A 16,743-nucleotide genomic window follows, 5' to 3' on the forward strand; every position below is an offset into this window, starting at 1 on the left:
GATTTCGTGGGGGATTCCGCTCAGGCGCCGGCCGTGGTGGCCGCGTCCGCAAGGAAGTCCTCAAGCTTACGCTCTTGCAGTTCGGCGATGCAGCGGATCGTGCGGTCCGGCGCCGGTTCCGGGCGCTGGTCGGCGGCCGCCGCGGCGTAATGGCCCTGGCGCACCCATACGGTGGTGAGGCGCGCGCCGAGCTGGCGTTTCATCGCGGCGAGCAGGTCGGGCTTGTCGTCCACCATCACGTAGTGCGCGGCGGGATAGCGCTGCTGCATGGCGTCCAGCATCCGCTGCTTGTGCAGGTAGACCAGCACGTCGCCCTGCAGCGCCTGCCACAGCCCGGCGCGGCGGATCTTGCGCGGCTGGAACACCACGTCGCCGTCGGAAAGGATCACCGGCCGGCCCAGCGTGCGCAGGTGGGCGACGGTTTCCAGCGCCCCGGGGAACAGCCGCAGCTCGAACGGGTAGTCCAGCAGGAACGCCGACATCGAGAGCAGGGCGGGATGGTTGTCCAGGCCCGCGCGGAAGCCCTGCAGCGCGTCGAGGTAGTCCGCGTAGCCGCGTTCGTCGCGCAGCTGCGCGTAGATCGCCCAGTAGCGCTCGCGCTCGGGCGCGCCGAAGTTGCGCTCCAACTCCGCGCCCAGGTCGGCGGCGAAGCGGTCGTTGTCGAGCAGGGTGTCGTCCACGTCCAGCAGGAACACCAGCGGCTCGGGCGTGGCGGTGTCGATCAGCATGGCTGCGGCGCCTCCGGCCGCGGGTCGTGCCAGCCTTCCTTGCCGGCCAGCGCGGCGGCTTCGGGCGGACCCCAGCTGCCGGGTTCGTAGGGACGCGGCGCAGCGTCGTGCCCGAGCACGTTGTCCACCACGCGCCATGCCGCTTCCACGCATTCGTCGCTGGTGAACAGCGAGTTGTCGCCGCGCAGCGCGTCGTTCAGCAGGCGCTCGTAGGGCGACATCTCGACGCCGCTTTGGTGGTGCACGACCAGTTCCACCGGCTCGCCCTGCATCGCCTCGCCGGGGCGCTTCACCCGCATGCCTTCGGCGATCACCACCTGCGGGCTGAGCCGGAAGCGGAAGTAGTTCGATTGTTCCGCGCCGATGGCGTCGAACACCGACAGCGGCGGCACCTTCATGTCCACCATCACCTGAGTGGTGGTGAGCGGCAGCTTCTTGCCGGCGCGGATCAGGAACGGCACGCCCGACCAGCGCCAGGTGTCGATGGCCAGGCGCAGCGCCACGAAGGTTTCCACGTCGGAATCCGGTGCCACGCCGGCCACCTCGCGGTAGCCCTTGAACTGGCCGCGCACCACGTCCTTCGGGTCGAGCGGGCGCATCGCGCGGAACAGCCGCAGCTTCTCGGCGTTGAGCGCGGCGGGATCGCTGCCGATCGGCGCGTCCATCGCCAGCAGCGAGGTCACCTGCAGCAGGTGGTTCTGCAGCACGTCGCGGATCGTGCCCACGCTTTCGTAGAAGCTGCCGCGCCCGTCCACGCCGAATTCCTCCGCCATGGTGATCTGCACGCGGTCCACGTAGCGGTTGTTCCACACCGGCTCCAGCACGCTGTTGGCGAAGCGGAAATACAGCAGGTTCTGCACCGCCTCCTTGCCGAGGTAGTGGTCGATGCGGAAGATCGAATGCTCGGGAAACACGGAGTGCAGGGTGCGGTTCAGCGCCTGCGCCGAGGCGAGGTCGCGGCCGAAGGGTTTCTCCACCACCACGCGCGCGCCGTCCGCGCAGCCGGCGGCCTTGAGGCTGGTGACCACGGTGCCGAACAGCGCGGGCGGGATCGCGAGATAGTGCAGCGGCGTCTTCGCGTCACCCAGCACCTGCTTCAGCCGGGTGAAGGTGGCGGCGTCCTGGTAGTCGCCGTCCACGTAGCCGAGGCGCGCCGCGAGCTTCGCGAACGCGGCTTCGTCCACGCCGGCGCCGGCCTTCTTCGCCGCTTCCGTCACGCTGTCGCGTGCGCGCTGGCGCAGCTGCTCCAGCGACCAGCCGGCATGCGCCACGCCGATGATCGGCACGTCCAGCCCGTCGCGCGCCACCATCGCGAGCAGGGCGGGGAATATCTGCTTGTAAGCCAGGTCGCCGGTGGCGCCGAAAAACACCAGGGCGTCGGAAGTCGGGTTCGTCATGAGCCGGGGTCTGCTCCGTTCGGGGTGGAGTGCGTCGCGTGCAGCGCACGATGGAACCGCTCATTCGCATGATGTTGCGATGGCGTGCCGGCGCACTGCCCAGCATGCCGGGCGCGGGGTGAAGTCCGCGCATAAGCGATGCTACAAGACTGCTGCGGCATGGGATGAACGCGGCACGCGGCAGCCATGCACGCCGGTCGTCGACGGGATCAGTCGACGCGCGTGGCCGCGCCGCGGCTCACTTCGCGCGGCTGCGTGCGGGCGCCGGCCTGCGCGGCTTCGGCGGGGGCATCAGCGCGGCCGTTTCCAGCACCAGCGCGCGGATCGCGTCCGAATCGTCCAGCAGTTCGTCGGCGACGGGATAATCCTTGGCGCCGGGGTAGGGCGGGCGTTGCGGAAGGTCGGGCGCGAGACTCGCCGCCGCCGTGGACGGCTTGATGAACAGGCTGTTGTCGCAGGCGAAGGCCACCACTTTTCCGTCGATGTACACCGCGTACTCGCCGAACATCTTCTTGTGCGTGAGCCGCGCGCCCAGCGCGATCTGTTCCGCCACGTAATCGATGAAGTCCGGATCGGTAGCCATGGCTGGTGTGCAATCCCATGCTGGGTGGGGCCGCGCGCGGGCGGGGGCTTCCGGTCAGCCTAGCGCAAAACCCGTGGCGGCTGCCCGGGTGCGGTATCGGCGCGGGCGGCGGTCAGAACACCAGCCACGCCACCCACGCGAGCAGCGGGAACGCGCACTGCATGGCCGCCGCACGCAGCATCACACGGCCGGCGGAGAAATACAGCACCACGCCGGCGGCCGCCATGCAGGCGCAGCCGAACAGCACCAGGGTTTGCCCCACCACGGCGTTCCCGCCGAGATCGATCGCCGCCAGGCCGGCAAGCACGCCGACGGCGAGGAACAGGTTGTAGAAGCCCTGGTTGAAGGCGAACAGGCGGCGCGCCTCGGCATCAGCCGTCGTGGGGGCGCCGAAGCGGCGGTGCACCCTGGGCCGCATGAACCACAGGCTCTCCATGCAGAAAATCAGCACGTGCAGCAAGGCGGCGAGCAGGGCGAAGAGCTGGCTGGCGAGGTTCATGGGAAACCGCGGTTCGTGTCCATGGATGCCGGCGACCGGAGCGGGCGCCGGCGTTCGTTTCAGTGCACGGTGACGACGATCGGCTCGCCCCGGGTGATGATCATGGTGTGCTCGTACTGCGCCGACAGGTTGCCGCGCGCGCCCACCAGGGTCCAGCCGTCCGCCGCCTCGTCCACCACGCGACTCTTCGTCGAGAGGAAGGGCTCGATGGTGATCACCATGCCTTCCTGCAGGAGGCGCTGGTCCGCGGGGTCGAAGTAGCCGGGGATATGGTCTGGGTCTTCGTGCAGCGCGCGGCCCACGCCGTGGCTGCCGAGGTTCTCGATCACCCGGAAGCCGTAGGTCCGCGCCGTGCGCTGGATGGCCGCGCCGATGCCGTTGATGGGCCGGCCGTGGCGCGCCTGCTTCATGGCCTGCTCCAGCGCCGTGCGGGTGGCGTGGCACAGGCGCGTCTTCTGCGGGTTGGTCGGCGGCACGACCCGCGTTCCGCCGGTATCGGCGAAGTAGCCGCCCAGCTCGGCGGAAACGTCCACGTTCAACACGTCGCCCGCGCGGATCACCCGGTCGCCCGGAATGCCGTGCGCGGCCTCCTCGTTGATGCTGATGCAGGTTGCGCCGGGGAAGTCGTAGGTGAGCTGGGGTGCCGACCGCGCGCCGTGGCGCTCAAGCAAGGCCGCGCCGAGCGCATCGAGTTCGCGCGTGGTCATGCCGGGCTCGGCCGCGGCGAGCATCTCGTCGAGCACGTACGAGACGATCCTGCCTATGCGCTTGAGCGCGACGACGTCATTCTCGGTTTCGATGGTCATGGGATTTCCTGTCTCGTTGCGTGGTGCTGGCTGGAAACCATCGCGGTCGTGGTTGCCGCCACCGGGGATGTGCCGGTGGTGGGCGGGTTGGGTGGAGATTGGCCCCTGGATCAAGCCGCGACGTGTAGCGGGGCTTCGGCCTGGCGATGGTCCGATTTTGCTCGTCATCCCAGCGAAGGCTGGGATCCAGTGTCTGCAAGCCACGGAACACCAAGGCACTGGATGACCTGCTTCGCTGTTGTGAAGCGCCTCCAGCCTTCGCTGGGATGACGAGCAGGCTGTCGATCAATCAGGCCTTCCCCAGCTAGCGTAACCCACTCCCCCAGGCCGCCGCCACGCAACGACGACGGCCTGAGCCGCCGCTCGGCCCGCTCACTCGGCCTTGCACTCCAGCGGCACCATGCGGCCGATCTCCACGGTCAGGTCCCTGCCCTTGCCGCGGATGGTGATGGGCCCGTTGCCGTAGATGAAACCCGACCCGCTGGGCTGCTGCTGGAGCTCCGTGGTCTGCCCGTTGCGCACCAGCACGGCAACCCCGTGCGCAGGGAAGAAGCGGACGGCCAGCGACTGGCCGTTCGTGCAGGTGAAGGAGACCACGCGAACCTCGGGGGCGTTCTCGTCGGGCAGCGGCTTGTCGGGCACGGGCTGCGAGGCGCAGGCGGAAACGGCACAGGCGACGAACAGGGCAGGCATGCGTGTCTTCATCGGTGCTCTCCATTCAGTGCATGGGGGAAGTCTGGTGTCCGGATGCAATGGCGCGTGGTGCCCGATCGCCTGTCCGGCTCGGGGCTAGGGTTCCCGACATGCCGCTTCGATGTCGTGCCCGTCCGGACCCGCGGCGAAGCGGCATGGCATTCCCTGCTGCGGTCCGGGCGCAGCCGGGAACGCCATCAAGGTGGGCCGGGCGTGTCGGTTCTGCAGGGTCCTGCGTGCCGATATTGCAACGGTTTACGCCGCGCGCGGATGATCGACATCAACCCGGTGCTCGACGCCGTCGTCGGCCAGCGGGATGCAGCCGTCGGCCTGCACCACGCCATCCAGCCGCACGCTGCCCGGCGTGCCCGCTTCGCACTGGCGCACGCGAATGCGGTAGGGCGTGCCGCGGTAGCGGTAATCCAGTTCGCAGCCTTCCCACTCCGGCGGCAGCAGCGGGGCGACGCGCAGCTTGGCTGCTTCGAGGTTCAGGCCGAGCAGGGATTCGACCAGCAGGCGGTACAGCCAGCCGGCGGAACCGGTGTACCAGCTCCAGCCGCCGCGGCCGGTGTGGGGCGGCACGGCGTAGACGTCGGCGCAGACCACGTAGGGCTCGACCTTGTAGGTTTCGATCTCCGCGGCGTCCTCGCCGCGTCGCGCCGGCGCGATCATGCGCGCGAGTTCCCAGGCGCGTTCGGCGTCGCCGAGTTTCGCGAACGCCATCGCGGCCCAGACCGCGGCGTGGGTGTACTGGCCGCCGTTCTCGCGCACGCCGGGCAGGTAGCCCTTGATGTAGCCGGGGTCGAGGCGGGATGTGTCGAAGGGCGGATCGAGCAGCTGGATCAGGCCGGCATCGCGGCGCACGAGGTGCTGGTCCAGTGCAGCCATCGCCTGGCGTTGGCGCCCGGGGTCGCCGGCGCCGCTCAGCACCGACCAGCTCTGCGCGATGGAGTCGATGCGGCATTCCTCGTTGGTGGCGGAGCCGAGCGGCGTGCCGTCGTCGAACCAGGCGCGGCGGTACCAGTCGCCGTCCCATGCGTGGCGTTCCAGCTTTTCGCGCAGGGCGGCGACTTCGTCGCGGCAGCGGCGCGCGAAGTCGGCGTCGCCGTGCAACGCGGCGACGTTGGCGAAGTCGGCGAGCATCGCGCATTCGAACCAGCCCAGCCACACGCTTTCGCCGATGCCGCGTTCGCCGACGCGGTTCATGCCGTCGTTCCAGTCGCCGCTGCCGATCAGCGGCAGGCCATGCGGGCCGCGCGCCGCGAAGCCGCGCTCGATCGCGCGCAGGCAGTGGCGGTACAGCGGCTCGGCCAGCGGCGAGTGTTGCGGCAGGTCGTAGTAGGACTCCTCGTCGCCATGCAGCGGGCGGCCCTCGATGTAGCCCACCACTTCGCCGAGCACGGCGCGGTCGCCGGTGGCGAGCACGTAGCGCGCGGTGGCCAGCGGCAGCCACAGGTAGTCGTCGGAGCAGCGCGTGCGCACGCCGCGGTCCATCGGCGGATGCCACCAGTGCTGCACGTCGCCTTCGGGGAACTGGTGCGCGGCGCACAAGAGCAATTGCGCGCGCGCCAGTTCCGGCGCGGCGTGCAGCAGCGCCATCGAATCCTGCAGCTGGTCGCGGAAGCCGAACGCGCCGCCGCTCTGGTAGTAGCCGCTGCGCGCCCAGAAGCGGCAGGCCAGGGTCTGGTAGGGCAGCCAGCCGTTGGCGAGCACGTCCAGCGCGGGCTCGGGCGTGCGTACCTGCACGGCGCCGAGGATGCGCTGCCATTGCGCATGCACCTGTTCGAGCGCCTCGTCCGCCGCGGCGTTGCCGCGGAAGCGTTGCGCCAGCGCAGCGGCGTCCGCGCCGTCGCGGCCTGCGCCGAGGCGAATGACGAGCGTGCGTTCCTCGCCGTCGTCCAGCGCGAGCCGGCCCTGCAGCGCGCCGCAAGGGTCCAGCCCCGCGCCCAGCCGGCCGGACAGTTGCGCGCGGCCCAGCGCGGCGGGGGCGGCGAGGCTGCCGTTGCGGCCGATGAACTCGCCGCGGTCGCCGCTGAGGCTGCATTCCGTGAGGTCCATGTCCAGGAAACCCGTGCGGCCGGGGAATTCGGTGGTGTAGGCGTTGTGGGCGAACAGCGCGCCGCTGCGCGGCTCCCGCTCGGTGACCACGTGCATCGCGGTCTTCTCGCGCAGGTCGCCCAGCAGCCATTCCGCGTAGGCGGTGACGGAAAGCCGGCGCGCGCGGCCGGATTCGTTGCGCAGCGTGAGCCGGAAGAATTTCACCGGTGCGTCCACCGCGACGTACATCCACAACTCGGAGCGGATGCCGTCCTCCGTATGCTCGAACACGCTGTAGCCGAAGCCGTGGCGGGTGACGTAGCGCCCGCTGCCGCGGCAGGGCAGCGGCGTGGGCGACCAGACCTGGCCGCTGTCTTCGTCGCGCAGGTACAGCGCCTCGCCGCCGCTGTCGCTCACCGGGTCGTTGTGCCAGGGCGTGAGGCGGAACTCGTGCGCGTTCTCGCTCCATGTGTAGGCGCTGCCGCTTTCGGAAACCACGGTGCCGAACTGCGGGTTCGCCAGCACGTTCGCCCACGGCGCGGGCGTGGGCTGGCCGGGGTCGAGCACGATCACGTATTCGCGGCCGTCCTCGCCGAAGTGGCCGGGCGGCAGTTTCGGCAGGGAGGCGTTCACCGGCGCGACGGCTGTCGCGGCGCGGCGCGTCCACTCCGGCACGGCGGGCGGCAGCGTGGGTTCCACCCGCCGCCGCTGCACCTGCTCGGCGAGGTTGCCGCGATGGTCGGCCAGCACGATGCGCGCAGAGGCCAGCATCACCAGCCGGTCCTCGCCGGACAGCGGCTGCGCGGCGCGCACGAAGATGCCGCCGGGGCGGTCGAGCAGGGCCGCCTCGCTGCCCGAGGCGATCAGGCCGAGGATCGCGTCGTGCAGCTCCTGGCGGTAGCCGGCGCGGTCCTCGTTCCAGATCACCAGGTCCACTACCAACCCCTTCAGCCGCCAGTACGCGTGGGCCTGCACCAGCTGGCGCACCAGCTCGATGCTCGCGGGGTCGGCGATGCTCAGCAGCACGATGGGCAGGTCGCCGGAGACGCCCTGGCCCCACAGCCCGGACTGGCCGCGGCGGTTCGCCGCCAGCACGCCGCTGTCCGCGCGCAGCATCGCGGCGGGGTAGAGGATCGCGGTGGCCATGTGCTCGTACAGCTGCGCCTCCGCCAGGCTGGCGTTGAGCTGGCGCAGCAGCACCTGGCTGTGCGTCCACGCCAGGTCGAACACGCGGTCGGCGAGGTGGCGGTCGCGGTACTTGCCGATCAGCCGCAGGCAGGCCTCGCGGCTGTCGGCCATGCCGGTGACCACGTCCAGCGTGGCCGACTGCTCCGGTTCCAGCGCGATGCGGCAGCGGATCGCCACCACCGGATCGAGCACCGCGCCGGCGCTGCCGGAAAGCGTCTCCTGTTCCATCGCCAGCGGCCGCGACGCGGTGCGGCCGCGGCCGAGGAAGCGCGCGCGGTCGGTCTCGTAGGAGATCGCCGCCACGTCGGCGCCGTGCACCGCGAGCAGGTGGCACAGCCACGGCACCGCCTCGTCGGCCGCGCGCGGGCGGCGGCTGGCCACGATGGCCTGCAGTTCCGGCAGCAGCTCGGTCTGCACGAACAGCTTGCTGAAGGCGGGATGCAGCGCGTCGGCCACCGGCGGCGCGAGCACCACCTCGGCGTAGGTGGTCAGTTCGATCACCCGCCGCGTGCGCCCACGGTTGGTGAGGCGGGTGCGGCGCAGCTCGATGTCGTCTTCCGGCGACACCACGATCTCGGTGTGCGCGTCGAAGTCGCGCTCGCGCACGCGGAACTCGGCGCGGGCGTCGGAGAAGATCGCCTCGTACAGCTCGGTCTTGCGGCACACCGGCTGGTGCGCCACCGACCAGTACGCGCCGCTGGACACGTCGCGCAGGTAGCCGTACATGCCCCAGGCGTCGCGCGTGATGTCCTCGTGCCAGCGCGTCGCCGCCAGTTCGCGGCAGCGGCTGTAGCCGCCGCCCGCGCTGGACACCATCACGTGGTAGCGGCCGTTCGACAGCAGCTGCACGGCGGGGCGCGGGCGGTCGGGGTCGATGAACACGCGCAGCCGCGTCTCCGCCGTGCGCAGGCTGCCGGCCAGCTCGGGGAAGCTGGTGGCGTGCAGGTATTCCGCCGCAGTGCGCGGCACGCGTTCCTGCAGCAGCAGGCTGGTGGCGCGGAACTGCGGATCGGCCGCGAAGCGGCGCTGCATGGGCTGGCCCAGCAGGGCGCAGTCCAGCGCCAGCAGGCCCATGCCCTGGTGGTGCGCCATGAACGAGCGCACCACCACGCTGTCCGCGCCGCGCGGCAGCCGCGCGGGCGTGCAGTCCAGCGCCTCGTACATGCCGTAGCGGCCGCCGAGACCCAGCGCGGCGAGCTGCTGCAGGTTGCGCGCGGCGTCGGCGGGCGCCACGATCGCGGCCATCATGCTGGCGTAGGGCGCGATCACCACGTCGTCGCCCAGCCCGCGCTTCAGCCCCAGCCCCGGCACGCCGAAGGCGCGGTACTGGTAGTTGAGGTGGGCGTCGAACGCGTTGTAGCCGGATTCGGAAACGCCCCACGGCAGGTTCAGCCGCCGGCCGTACCCGATCTGCCGCGACACCGCGGCGCGGCAGCTCTGGTCGAGCAGGCTGCCTTCGTAGGCGGGCATCACCAGGGTGGGCATCAGGTACTCGAACATCGAGCCGGTCCACGACAGCAGCACCGGGTCGCCGTCGGTGGTGGCGAGCAGGCGGCCGAGCGTGAACCAGTTGTCCTGCGGCAGCTGGCCCTGCGCGATCGCCACGAAGCTGGCCAGCCGCGCCTCGGAGGCGAGCAGGTCGTAATAGCCGGCATCCAGCCGGCGTTCGTCCACGTTGTAGCCGATCGCCAGCAGGTCGCGGGTGCCGTCGTACAGGAAGCGCCAGTCCATCTGCGCCAGCGCGGCGGCCTGTTGCGCCAGCTGCTCGATCCGCGCGATGTGTTCGCGCGCCCGCGTGCGGCGCTCTTCGGCGCGCGCCTCGCCCGGCCAGCACAGCGGCTCGATGCGCGCGAGCTGGCGCAGGCTCGGGATGCCCGCGAAGCCGGCATCGTCGTCGTGCGGCGGGTCGAGGTGGAAGGCCCGCGTCTCGTCGCGCAGCTCGCGGCACTGCGCCTGCAGCGCGGCGAGCCAGAACGCGGCCTCGTCGTCGTCCGGCGGCGCCGGCGCCAGCGCATGGTCGAGCTGGCGTTCGAGCACGGCCAGCGCGGCGCCGGTGGTGGCGGGCGGCTGGGCCAGCGCGGCGTCCAGTTCGTGCAGCGGCGCGGCGGCGATGTCGCCGCCCTCGCGGGGCCATGCGGCCTGCAGCACCTGCCAGGCGTCGCGCAGGCCGCGCAGCGCGGCGGTGCGGAACACCGGCGCGTCGGCCAGTTCCAGCAGGCCGGGGCGCAGCGTGAGCAGGTGGCCGGCGAGGTTGCCGCTGTCCACCGTGGACACGTACAGCGGCGGCAGCGGCTGCAGGCTTTCGGTGTCGTACCAGTTGTACCAGTGGCCGCGATGGCGCGGCAGCGCCTGCAGCGTGCCCAGCGTGTGCGCGCTGCGCTCCAGCAGGCGGCCGGTGCCCAGCCAGCCGAAGTCGTGCGCGGCGAGGTTCGCCAGCAGCGCCAGCCCGATGTTGGTGGGCGAGGTGCGATGGGCCACCGCGGCCACCGGCTGTTCCTGCACGTTGTCCGGCGGCAGCCAGTGGTGCTCGGCGTTCACCTCGGCGTCGAAGAAGGCCCAGGTCCTGCGCGCGAGCCGGCGCAGGAACTGCCGTTGCCCGGCGGTCGCCGCGGCCGTGCGCTCGCGGCGCGGCAGGCCCATCCACCACGCGATGCCGGGGGCGATCAGCCACAGCAGCAGCAGCGGCGCGGCCACCGCCAGCGCGGGCGGCCGTTCCACCGCAAGCAGCGCGGCCAGCACCACCGCGATGAACGGCGCGATCCACAGCAGCCGCCACAGCGCGGCGGGCGTGTGGCGGCTGGCGCGCGCCACCTCGGCCGAGCTGCGCCACTGCAGCAGGTGGCGATGGCTCGCCGCCATGCGCCACAGCGAACGCAGGATCGCGTCCAGGCTGTACAGCGCCTCGTGCGGCAGCCAGGCGAGGTGCAGCGCGAAGCGGCCCAGATGCTGGCTGGCGGCGTGCAGCGCGGCGCGCAGGTGCGGCTCCCACTGCACGTCGCGCTGCTTCTGCACCAGCTCCAGCAGCGCCGACAGCAGCGGCGGCACCAGCACCATCGCCAGCACCGCCAGCGTCCACGACAGCACCGGCGTCAGCGCCAGCCAGCCCAGCGCGAACAGGGCGAGCAGGGACACCGGCACCAGGCTGCGGCGCAGGTTGTCGAGGATCTTCCAGCGCGACAGCGAGGTCAGCGCGTTGCGCCGCCAGCGCCCGTTCGCGGCCGGCGCCCACGGCAGCAGCCACGGCAGCAGCTGCCAGTCGCCGCGGATCCAGCGGTGCCGGCGCTGCACGTCGTCCTGGTAGCGCACCGGATGTTCCTCGTACAGCTGCGCGTCGCTGAGCAGGGCCGAGCGCGCGTGGCAGCCCTCGATCAGGTCGTGGCTGAGGATGCGGTTGTCGGGGAAGCGGTCGTCCAGCGCGGCCTCGAACGCGTCGATGTCGTAGATGCCCTTGCCGATGAACGAGCCTTCGCCGAACACGTCCTGGTACACGTCCGAGACCATGCGCGTGTAGGGGTCGATGCCGGCGTCGCTGCCGAACAGCCGCGCATAGCGCGAACGCACGGTGCTGGGCAGGCCGATGCCCACGCGCGGCTGCAGGATGCCGTGGCCGCGGGTGACGCGGCCCTTGCGCGGGTCGTAGTGCGGGCGGTTCAGCGGGTGGTCCAGCGCGCCCACGAATTCCGCGGCGGCATCGCGCGGCAGCTGGGTGTCGGTGTCCAGCGTGATCACGTAGCGCACCGGCGGCAGCGAGGCGAGGTCGCCCGCGATCAGCTGGAAGCGGTCGGCGCCCTGGCCGCGCAGCAGCGCGTTGAGGTCGGCCAGCTTGCCGCGCTTGCGCTCGCGGCCCATCCAGCGCTGCTCGCCCGGATTCCACAGGCGCGGCCGGTGCAGCAGGAAGAAGCGGTCGACGCCGGCGTCGGCGTGGCGCTCGTTCAGCGCCTCGATGCGCAGCTGCGCCAGCCGCAGCAGCGCCTCGTCGCCGGGCAGCGTCTCCGCATCGGCGTCGCCGAAGTCGGTGAGCAGGGCGAAGTGCAGGCGCTCGTCGCGGTTGCCGAGGAAGCGCACCTCCAGCGCCTCGACCAGCGCCTCCACGTCCTGCACGTCGCCGATCAGGCTGGGGATCGCCACCAGCGTGCGCGCCTCGGCGGGAATGCCGTCGGCGTAGTCCATGCGCGGCAACGGCCGGGGATGCACGCTCAGCGTGGCCAGCCAGTTCAGCAGGCTCAGCCCCAGCTGGCTGGCCACCACCACGGTCGGCACCGCGACCAGCAGCAGCGCCCACAGCGGGAAGTCGTCGCGCGCCACGGTGGCGAGCAGCGGTTGCGCGAACGCGAACGTGAGCACGGCCAGCAGGCCGAGGTAGATCGGCAGCGGCGCGCGGTCGAACAGCCGGCGCAGCCGTTCGTCGAGCGGCGCGCGCACGCCCAGCGCCTGTTCCAGCGCGGGCTGGCCCGTGGCGATCAGCCAGTGGCCCACGTGGCGTTGCAGGTCCGGCGCGTCGTCCTCGGCGGCGCGTCGGCACAGCGCGATCGCCGCTTCCGCCACCGCGCGCTCGTCCAGCCGGTGGCGCCGCGCCAGCCGCTCCACCGCGTGGCGGTAGTCGTCGCGGGTGGCGAAATCCATCGCCGCGTAGACGCCGGCGGGGTCCTGCCGCAGCGCGCGCTCGACCAGGCTGGTGCGTTCGACGAAGGCGCGCCAGTCGATCGCCGACAGCGCGCGCAGGCTGCCGATGCTGTTGCCGATCGACACCTGGTCCGCCGCCTGCTGCTGCGCATCCAGCTGCACCAGGTGCTCCACGCTGAGGCCGGACTGGGTGAGGCGCTGCTCGATCCAGCCCAGCGGCAAGGCCAGCGCGGGGCCCTGGCCTTGCAGCCGGCGCGACAGCTCGGCCACGAACGGGCCGCTCATCGGCGGCTTCGCGCGGGCCATGTCGGCCACCACCAGCACCACGCTGGCGGGATCGCTCTCGGCGGCGGCGGTGAGGTTGTCGGCCCAGCGCGTCGCCTTGTTCTGGGCGCGCCAGCCCGCCATCACCCGCGCGGCGACGCGGCGCAGGTTCTCGATCAGCGCCAGCCGCAGCATGATGGGGATCGCCCACAGCTCGCCCAGGTTCAGCGGCGCCACCGTCTGGTAGGCGTTGATGAAGCGGCGCAGGCCGGCGATGTCGACGCGGCCGTCGCCGTGCGCGATCACTTCCTGCGCGATGTCGTAGACCCGCGGCAGCCGGGCCGACGGCCCCTGCGCGAGGCGCGGCAGCTCGCGGCTGTAGCCCTTGGGCAGGTGGCGGCGGGCGATGCGCACCTGTTCCTCGACCAGGTAGAAATTGTCCAGCAGCCATTCGCCCGCGGGCGTGATGCGGTGGCCCTGGCTGGTGGCGGGAGTGAGCCGCTCGCAGGCGCGGACCAGCACGGCTTCGTTGTCGTCCAGCCGGGCCAGCAGCAGGTCGGCATGGCGCTCCGCGCCGATGCGGTGCTGCGCGGCCAGGGTGCGGCCGTGGCGTTCCATCTGCTCGGTGCTGAACAGCTCCGCGCGCAGCGCCTGTTCCGGTTCGGGCCGGGTCTGTCGCGCGCCGCGCCGCGAGAGCGCACGCATGCGGCGCAGCCGCAGCAGGGTGGGGAATTTGCCGATGTTCAAAGCATGGTTCCTGCGCAAGCCGGCGCGATCGGTTCGTCGCAATCGGAGTGCCGGGGGGAAGCACCGGTGCACGCCAGTGCCGTGGTCACCTTACGCCGCGGAACGTGAAGGCGATGCGCGCTACCATGGGCGACTTGTCCTTGCCGGAAGTGCGCGCATGCGTCTGTCGATCCGTCCCGCCTCGCCCGCCGACGCGCCTGCGCTGTGCGCGTGGAACGCGGCGATGGCACAGGAGACGGAAGGTCTCGCGCTGGACCCGGCGGTGCTGGAGCGCGGCGTGCGCCGCGTGTTCGAACAGCCGCAGCGTGGCTTCTACCTGGTCGCCGAACGCGACGGCGAGGCGGTGGGCGGCCTGCTGGTCACCTACGAGTGGAGCGACTGGCGCAACGCCGACTACTGGTGGATCCAGAGCGTGTACGTGGTGCCCGCGGCGCGGCGCGACGGCGTGTTCCGCGCGCTCTACGCCGAGGTGGAGCGGCGCGCGCGGGAAGCCGGCGCGGCCAGCCTGCGCCTGTACGTGGAGACCGAGAACCGGCGCGCGCAGCGCACCTACGGCGAGCTGGGCATGCAGCCCTGCCACTACGCGATGTACGAGCAGGTGCTCTGAGGCGCCGGGCGGATCAGGCCGGCGACGCGGCCAGCCAGCGTTCGAGTTCGGCGGCGGACATCGGCGCGCCGTAGCGGAAGCCCTGCAGCAGGGTGCAGCCGGCCTCGCGCAGGAAGTCGGCCTGTTCGGCGGTCTCCACCCCTTCGGCGACCACCGTCTTGCCCAGGCTGCGGGCCATCGCGATGATCGCGCGGGTGATCGCGGCGGTGTCGACATCGGCGATGACGTCGTGCACGAAGCTGCGGTCGATCTTCAGCGTGTCGACCGGAAAATGCTTGAGGTAGGAGAGGCTGCAGTAGCCGGTGCCGAAATCGTCCAGCGACAGCCGCACGCCGTGCTGGCGGATGCGTTCCAGCAGGCGGGCGGTGGCGTCGCCGCCGGCCATCATGGTGCGCTCGGTCAGTTCCAGCTCGAGCTGGCCGGGGCCGATGTCGCAGGCGTCCATCAGCGCGACGAGCTGCGGGTGGAAACGCTCGTGGCGGAACTGCAGCGGCGACACGTTCACCGAGATCGGGATCGTGCGCAGGTGCCGCCGCCACTGCCGCGACTGCATGCAGGCCTGGCGCAGCACCCACTCGCCCAGCTCGACGATCAGGCCGCTGTCCTCGGCCACCGGGATGAACTGGTCCGGCACGAACACGTCGCGGCCGTCGACCTGCCAGCGCAGCAGCGCCTCGACGCCGACCAGGCGGCCGCTGCGGGCGTCCACCATCGGCTGGTAGTGCAGCGCCAGCGCGTCGTTCGCCAGCGCGTCGCGCAGGGACTGCTCGATGTTGCGCACAATGGCCGCGCGTTCGCTCATCGCGCTGGTGTAGCGGCGCCAGCCGCCGCGGCCGGCCACCTTCACCTCGTACATCGCGGTGCTGGCGTGCCGCAGCAGCGCGTCGCCGCCGTCCGCGTCGTCGGGAAACACGCTGATGCCGATGCTGGCGCCCACCTGCAGCGACGGCACGCCCGGCAGCGCGATGCGCTCGCAGCGGCGCAGCAGCCGTTCCGCCATCGCGACCGCCTCGCAGGCGTCGTCCATGCGTGGCAGCAGCAGCACGAACTCGTCGCCGACGTAGCGGTACAGGGTGTCGTCCTCGCGCAGCGTCTCGCGCAGCGCCTGCGCCACCGCCTGCATCACCTGGTCGCCGCCCTCGTAGCCCAGCGCCTCGTTGACGTGGCGGAAGTTGTCCAGGTCCAGGTACAGCAGCGCGCAGCGGCGGTCGTGCATCGCGGCCCGGTGCGCCGCCTGCTCGATGCGCGCCGGCAGCAGGCTGCGGTTCGGCAGGCCGGTGAGCGCGTCGTGCTGGGTGAGGTGGATCATCTTCAGCGCCAGCGCGCGGTTCTCGCTGACATCGTGGCAGACCAGCACGCCGCCGATCACGTTGCCGGCGTGGTCGTGGATGGGCGCGGCGGAATCCTCGATCGGGGTCTCGAAGCCGTTGCGGTGGACCAGCACGACCTTGCCGGACAGGTTGACGATCGCGTTGCGGCGGATCGCCTCGCGCAGCGGGTTCTGCACGCTTGCCCGGCTGTCCGCGTCGTACAGCCGGAACACCTCGTCCATGCGCCGGCCGCGGGCTTCGCCGGCGCTCCAGCCGGTCATCGCCTCGGCGATCGGGTTCAGCGAGGTCACGTGCAGGCTGGGGTCGGTGGTCAGCACCGCGTCGCCGATCGAGCTCAGCGTGGCTTCGGCGAGCTGGTGTTCGCGGAACAGCTTGCCTTCGAGATGGTGGCGCTGGCTGATGTCCTGCACCTGGGTGACCACGTAGCGCAGCCGGCCGGCCTCGTTGCGCACCTGCGATACGCTGAGCTGCACGTGCACGGTGTGGCCATCGTGGTGCAGGTAGCGCTTCTCGGTCTGGAACGCCTCGCGGCTGCCGTCGGCGAGCTGGCGCGCGAGCGCCTCGCTGGTGGCCAGGTCGTCCGGATGGGTGAGGTCGCGCCAATTGCACGCCAGCAGCGCCTTGTCGGTGTAGCCCAGCATGGCGCACAGCGCGGCGTTGACGCGCATGAACTGGCCGTCCGGGTGGACCAGCGCCATGCCGATCGCGGCATGCTGGAACGCCTGGAAGAAGCGCTGCTCGCTCTCGCGCAGCTGCAGTTCCAGCGCATGCCGTTCGGTGATGTCGGTGAACACGGCGATGGCGCCGCGCACCTGGCCCTCGCCGTCGAGGTCGGGCCGGAAGTGTCCGTGCACGTAGCGGCGCAGCGTGCCGCAGGCCAGTTCGCCCTCGTAATGCGTGGCGTGGCCGGCCAGCGAATGCAGCAGCGCGGCGCGCGCGCCGAGGTAGCTCTGCGCGTCCATCGCCTCGTTGATGCGCCGGCCGATCAGTTCGGCGGGATCGGCGCCGAACCAGCGGCGATGGGTTTCGTTGACGAAACGGAAGCGCAGTGCGGTGTCGATGTAGGCGATCAGCGCCGGCGCGCCTTGCAGCACGTGCATGGCCAGCTCCGGCGGGAGCACGGAACCGGGCCGATCGCCTTCGGTGGGTTGCATTGCCGTGGACATCTTCGCTGCCTGCAAAGATCCGGTCGCCATCCCTATCGGCGCATCATGCGCCAGCCGATGCCTGATTTGCACGG

Annotated in this window: 9 protein-coding genes; 1 reads left to right on the forward strand and 8 read right to left on the reverse strand. The window is 71.5% G+C overall.

The genetic code is table 11. From position 1 onward, the window contains the following. Positions 1–20: 20 nt before the first annotated feature. From PCA_RS00565 to PCA_RS00595, 7 genes are all read right to left on the reverse strand, one after another. Positions 21–728, reverse strand: a complete 708-nt coding sequence (locus PCA_RS00565; protein ID WP_181300161.1) for an HAD family hydrolase — start codon at positions 726–728, stop codon at positions 21–23. Further along, positions 722–2,125 carry a glucose-6-phosphate dehydrogenase gene (zwf, locus tag PCA_RS00570; protein ID WP_181300162.1) on the reverse strand — a complete coding sequence of 468 codons (1,404 nt, stop codon included), beginning with the start codon at positions 2,123–2,125 and terminating at the stop codon, positions 722–724. The genes PCA_RS00565 and zwf overlap by 7 nt, the downstream gene beginning before the upstream one ends. Positions 2,126–2,363: 238 nt before the next feature. After that, a complete protein-coding gene (locus PCA_RS00575) occupies positions 2,364–2,708 on the reverse strand; it encodes a TfoX/Sxy family protein (protein ID WP_181300163.1) in 345 nt (114 codons plus the stop codon). Between the two features lie 112 nt (positions 2,709–2,820). Beyond that, positions 2,821–3,207: a DUF1304 domain-containing protein gene (locus PCA_RS00580; protein ID WP_181300164.1), complete on the reverse strand. Its 387-nt coding sequence runs from the start codon at positions 3,205–3,207 to the stop codon at positions 2,821–2,823. Positions 3,208–3,266: 59 nt separating this feature from the next. Then, positions 3,267–4,013: a type I methionyl aminopeptidase gene (gene map / locus PCA_RS00585; RefSeq protein WP_181300165.1), complete on the reverse strand. Its 747-nt coding sequence runs from the start codon at positions 4,011–4,013 to the stop codon at positions 3,267–3,269. A gap of 372 nt (positions 4,014–4,385) precedes the next feature. After that, positions 4,386–4,718 (reverse strand): MliC family protein, encoded by a 333-nt coding sequence (locus PCA_RS00590; protein ID WP_181300166.1) that lies wholly within the window; start codon positions 4,716–4,718, stop codon positions 4,386–4,388. A 243-nt stretch (positions 4,719–4,961) separates the two neighbouring features. Next, a complete protein-coding gene (locus PCA_RS00595) occupies positions 4,962–13,565 on the reverse strand; it encodes a glucoamylase family protein (protein WP_255436570.1) in 8,604 nt (2,867 codons plus the stop codon). Positions 13,566–13,722: 157 nt separating this feature from the next. Here PCA_RS00595 and PCA_RS00600 point away from each other — a divergent pair, with 157 nt between their 5' ends. Further along, positions 13,723–14,172 (forward strand): GNAT family N-acetyltransferase, encoded by a 450-nt coding sequence (locus tag PCA_RS00600; RefSeq protein WP_181300167.1) that lies wholly within the window; start codon positions 13,723–13,725, stop codon positions 14,170–14,172. A gap of 13 nt (positions 14,173–14,185) precedes the next feature. Here the strand turns inward: PCA_RS00600 and PCA_RS00605 are convergent, their stop codons facing one another. Beyond that, the gene (locus PCA_RS00605) at positions 14,186–16,603 is read right to left on the reverse strand and encodes a GGDEF and EAL domain-containing protein (protein WP_255436571.1); all 2,418 of its coding nucleotides are present in this window, start codon (positions 16,601–16,603) and stop codon (positions 14,186–14,188) included. Between the last annotated feature and the right edge of the window lie 140 nt (positions 16,604–16,743).

The sequence above is a fragment of the Rhodanobacter sp. PCA2 genome, from assembly GCF_013620825.1.
Classification (GTDB): Bacteria; Pseudomonadota; Gammaproteobacteria; order Xanthomonadales; family Rhodanobacteraceae; genus Rhodanobacter_A.

What these genes read in the sequence shown, in the direction of transcription:
- PCA_RS00565 (WP_181300161.1), bottom strand. Translation starts at nt 728, where the DNA reads ATGCTGATCGACACCGCCACGCCCGAGCCGCTGGTGTTCCTGCTGGAC.
- zwf (WP_181300162.1), bottom strand. Translation starts at nt 2,125, where the DNA reads ATGACGAACCCGACTTCCGACGCCCTGGTGTTTTTCGGCGCCACCGGC.
- PCA_RS00575 (WP_181300163.1), bottom strand. Translation starts at nt 2,708, where the DNA reads ATGGCTACCGATCCGGACTTCATCGATTACGTGGCGGAACAGATCGCG.
- PCA_RS00580 (WP_181300164.1), bottom strand. Translation starts at nt 3,207, where the DNA reads ATGAACCTCGCCAGCCAGCTCTTCGCCCTGCTCGCCGCCTTGCTGCAC.
- map (WP_181300165.1), bottom strand. Translation starts at nt 4,013, where the DNA reads ATGACCATCGAAACCGAGAATGACGTCGTCGCGCTCAAGCGCATAGGC.
- PCA_RS00590 (WP_181300166.1), bottom strand. Translation starts at nt 4,718, where the DNA reads ATGAAGACACGCATGCCTGCCCTGTTCGTCGCCTGTGCCGTTTCCGCC.
- PCA_RS00600 (WP_181300167.1), top strand. Translation starts at nt 13,723, where the DNA reads ATGCGTCTGTCGATCCGTCCCGCCTCGCCCGCCGACGCGCCTGCGCTG.
- PCA_RS00605 (WP_255436571.1), bottom strand. Translation starts at nt 16,603, where the DNA reads ATGCACGTGCTGCAAGGCGCGCCGGCGCTGATCGCCTACATCGACACC.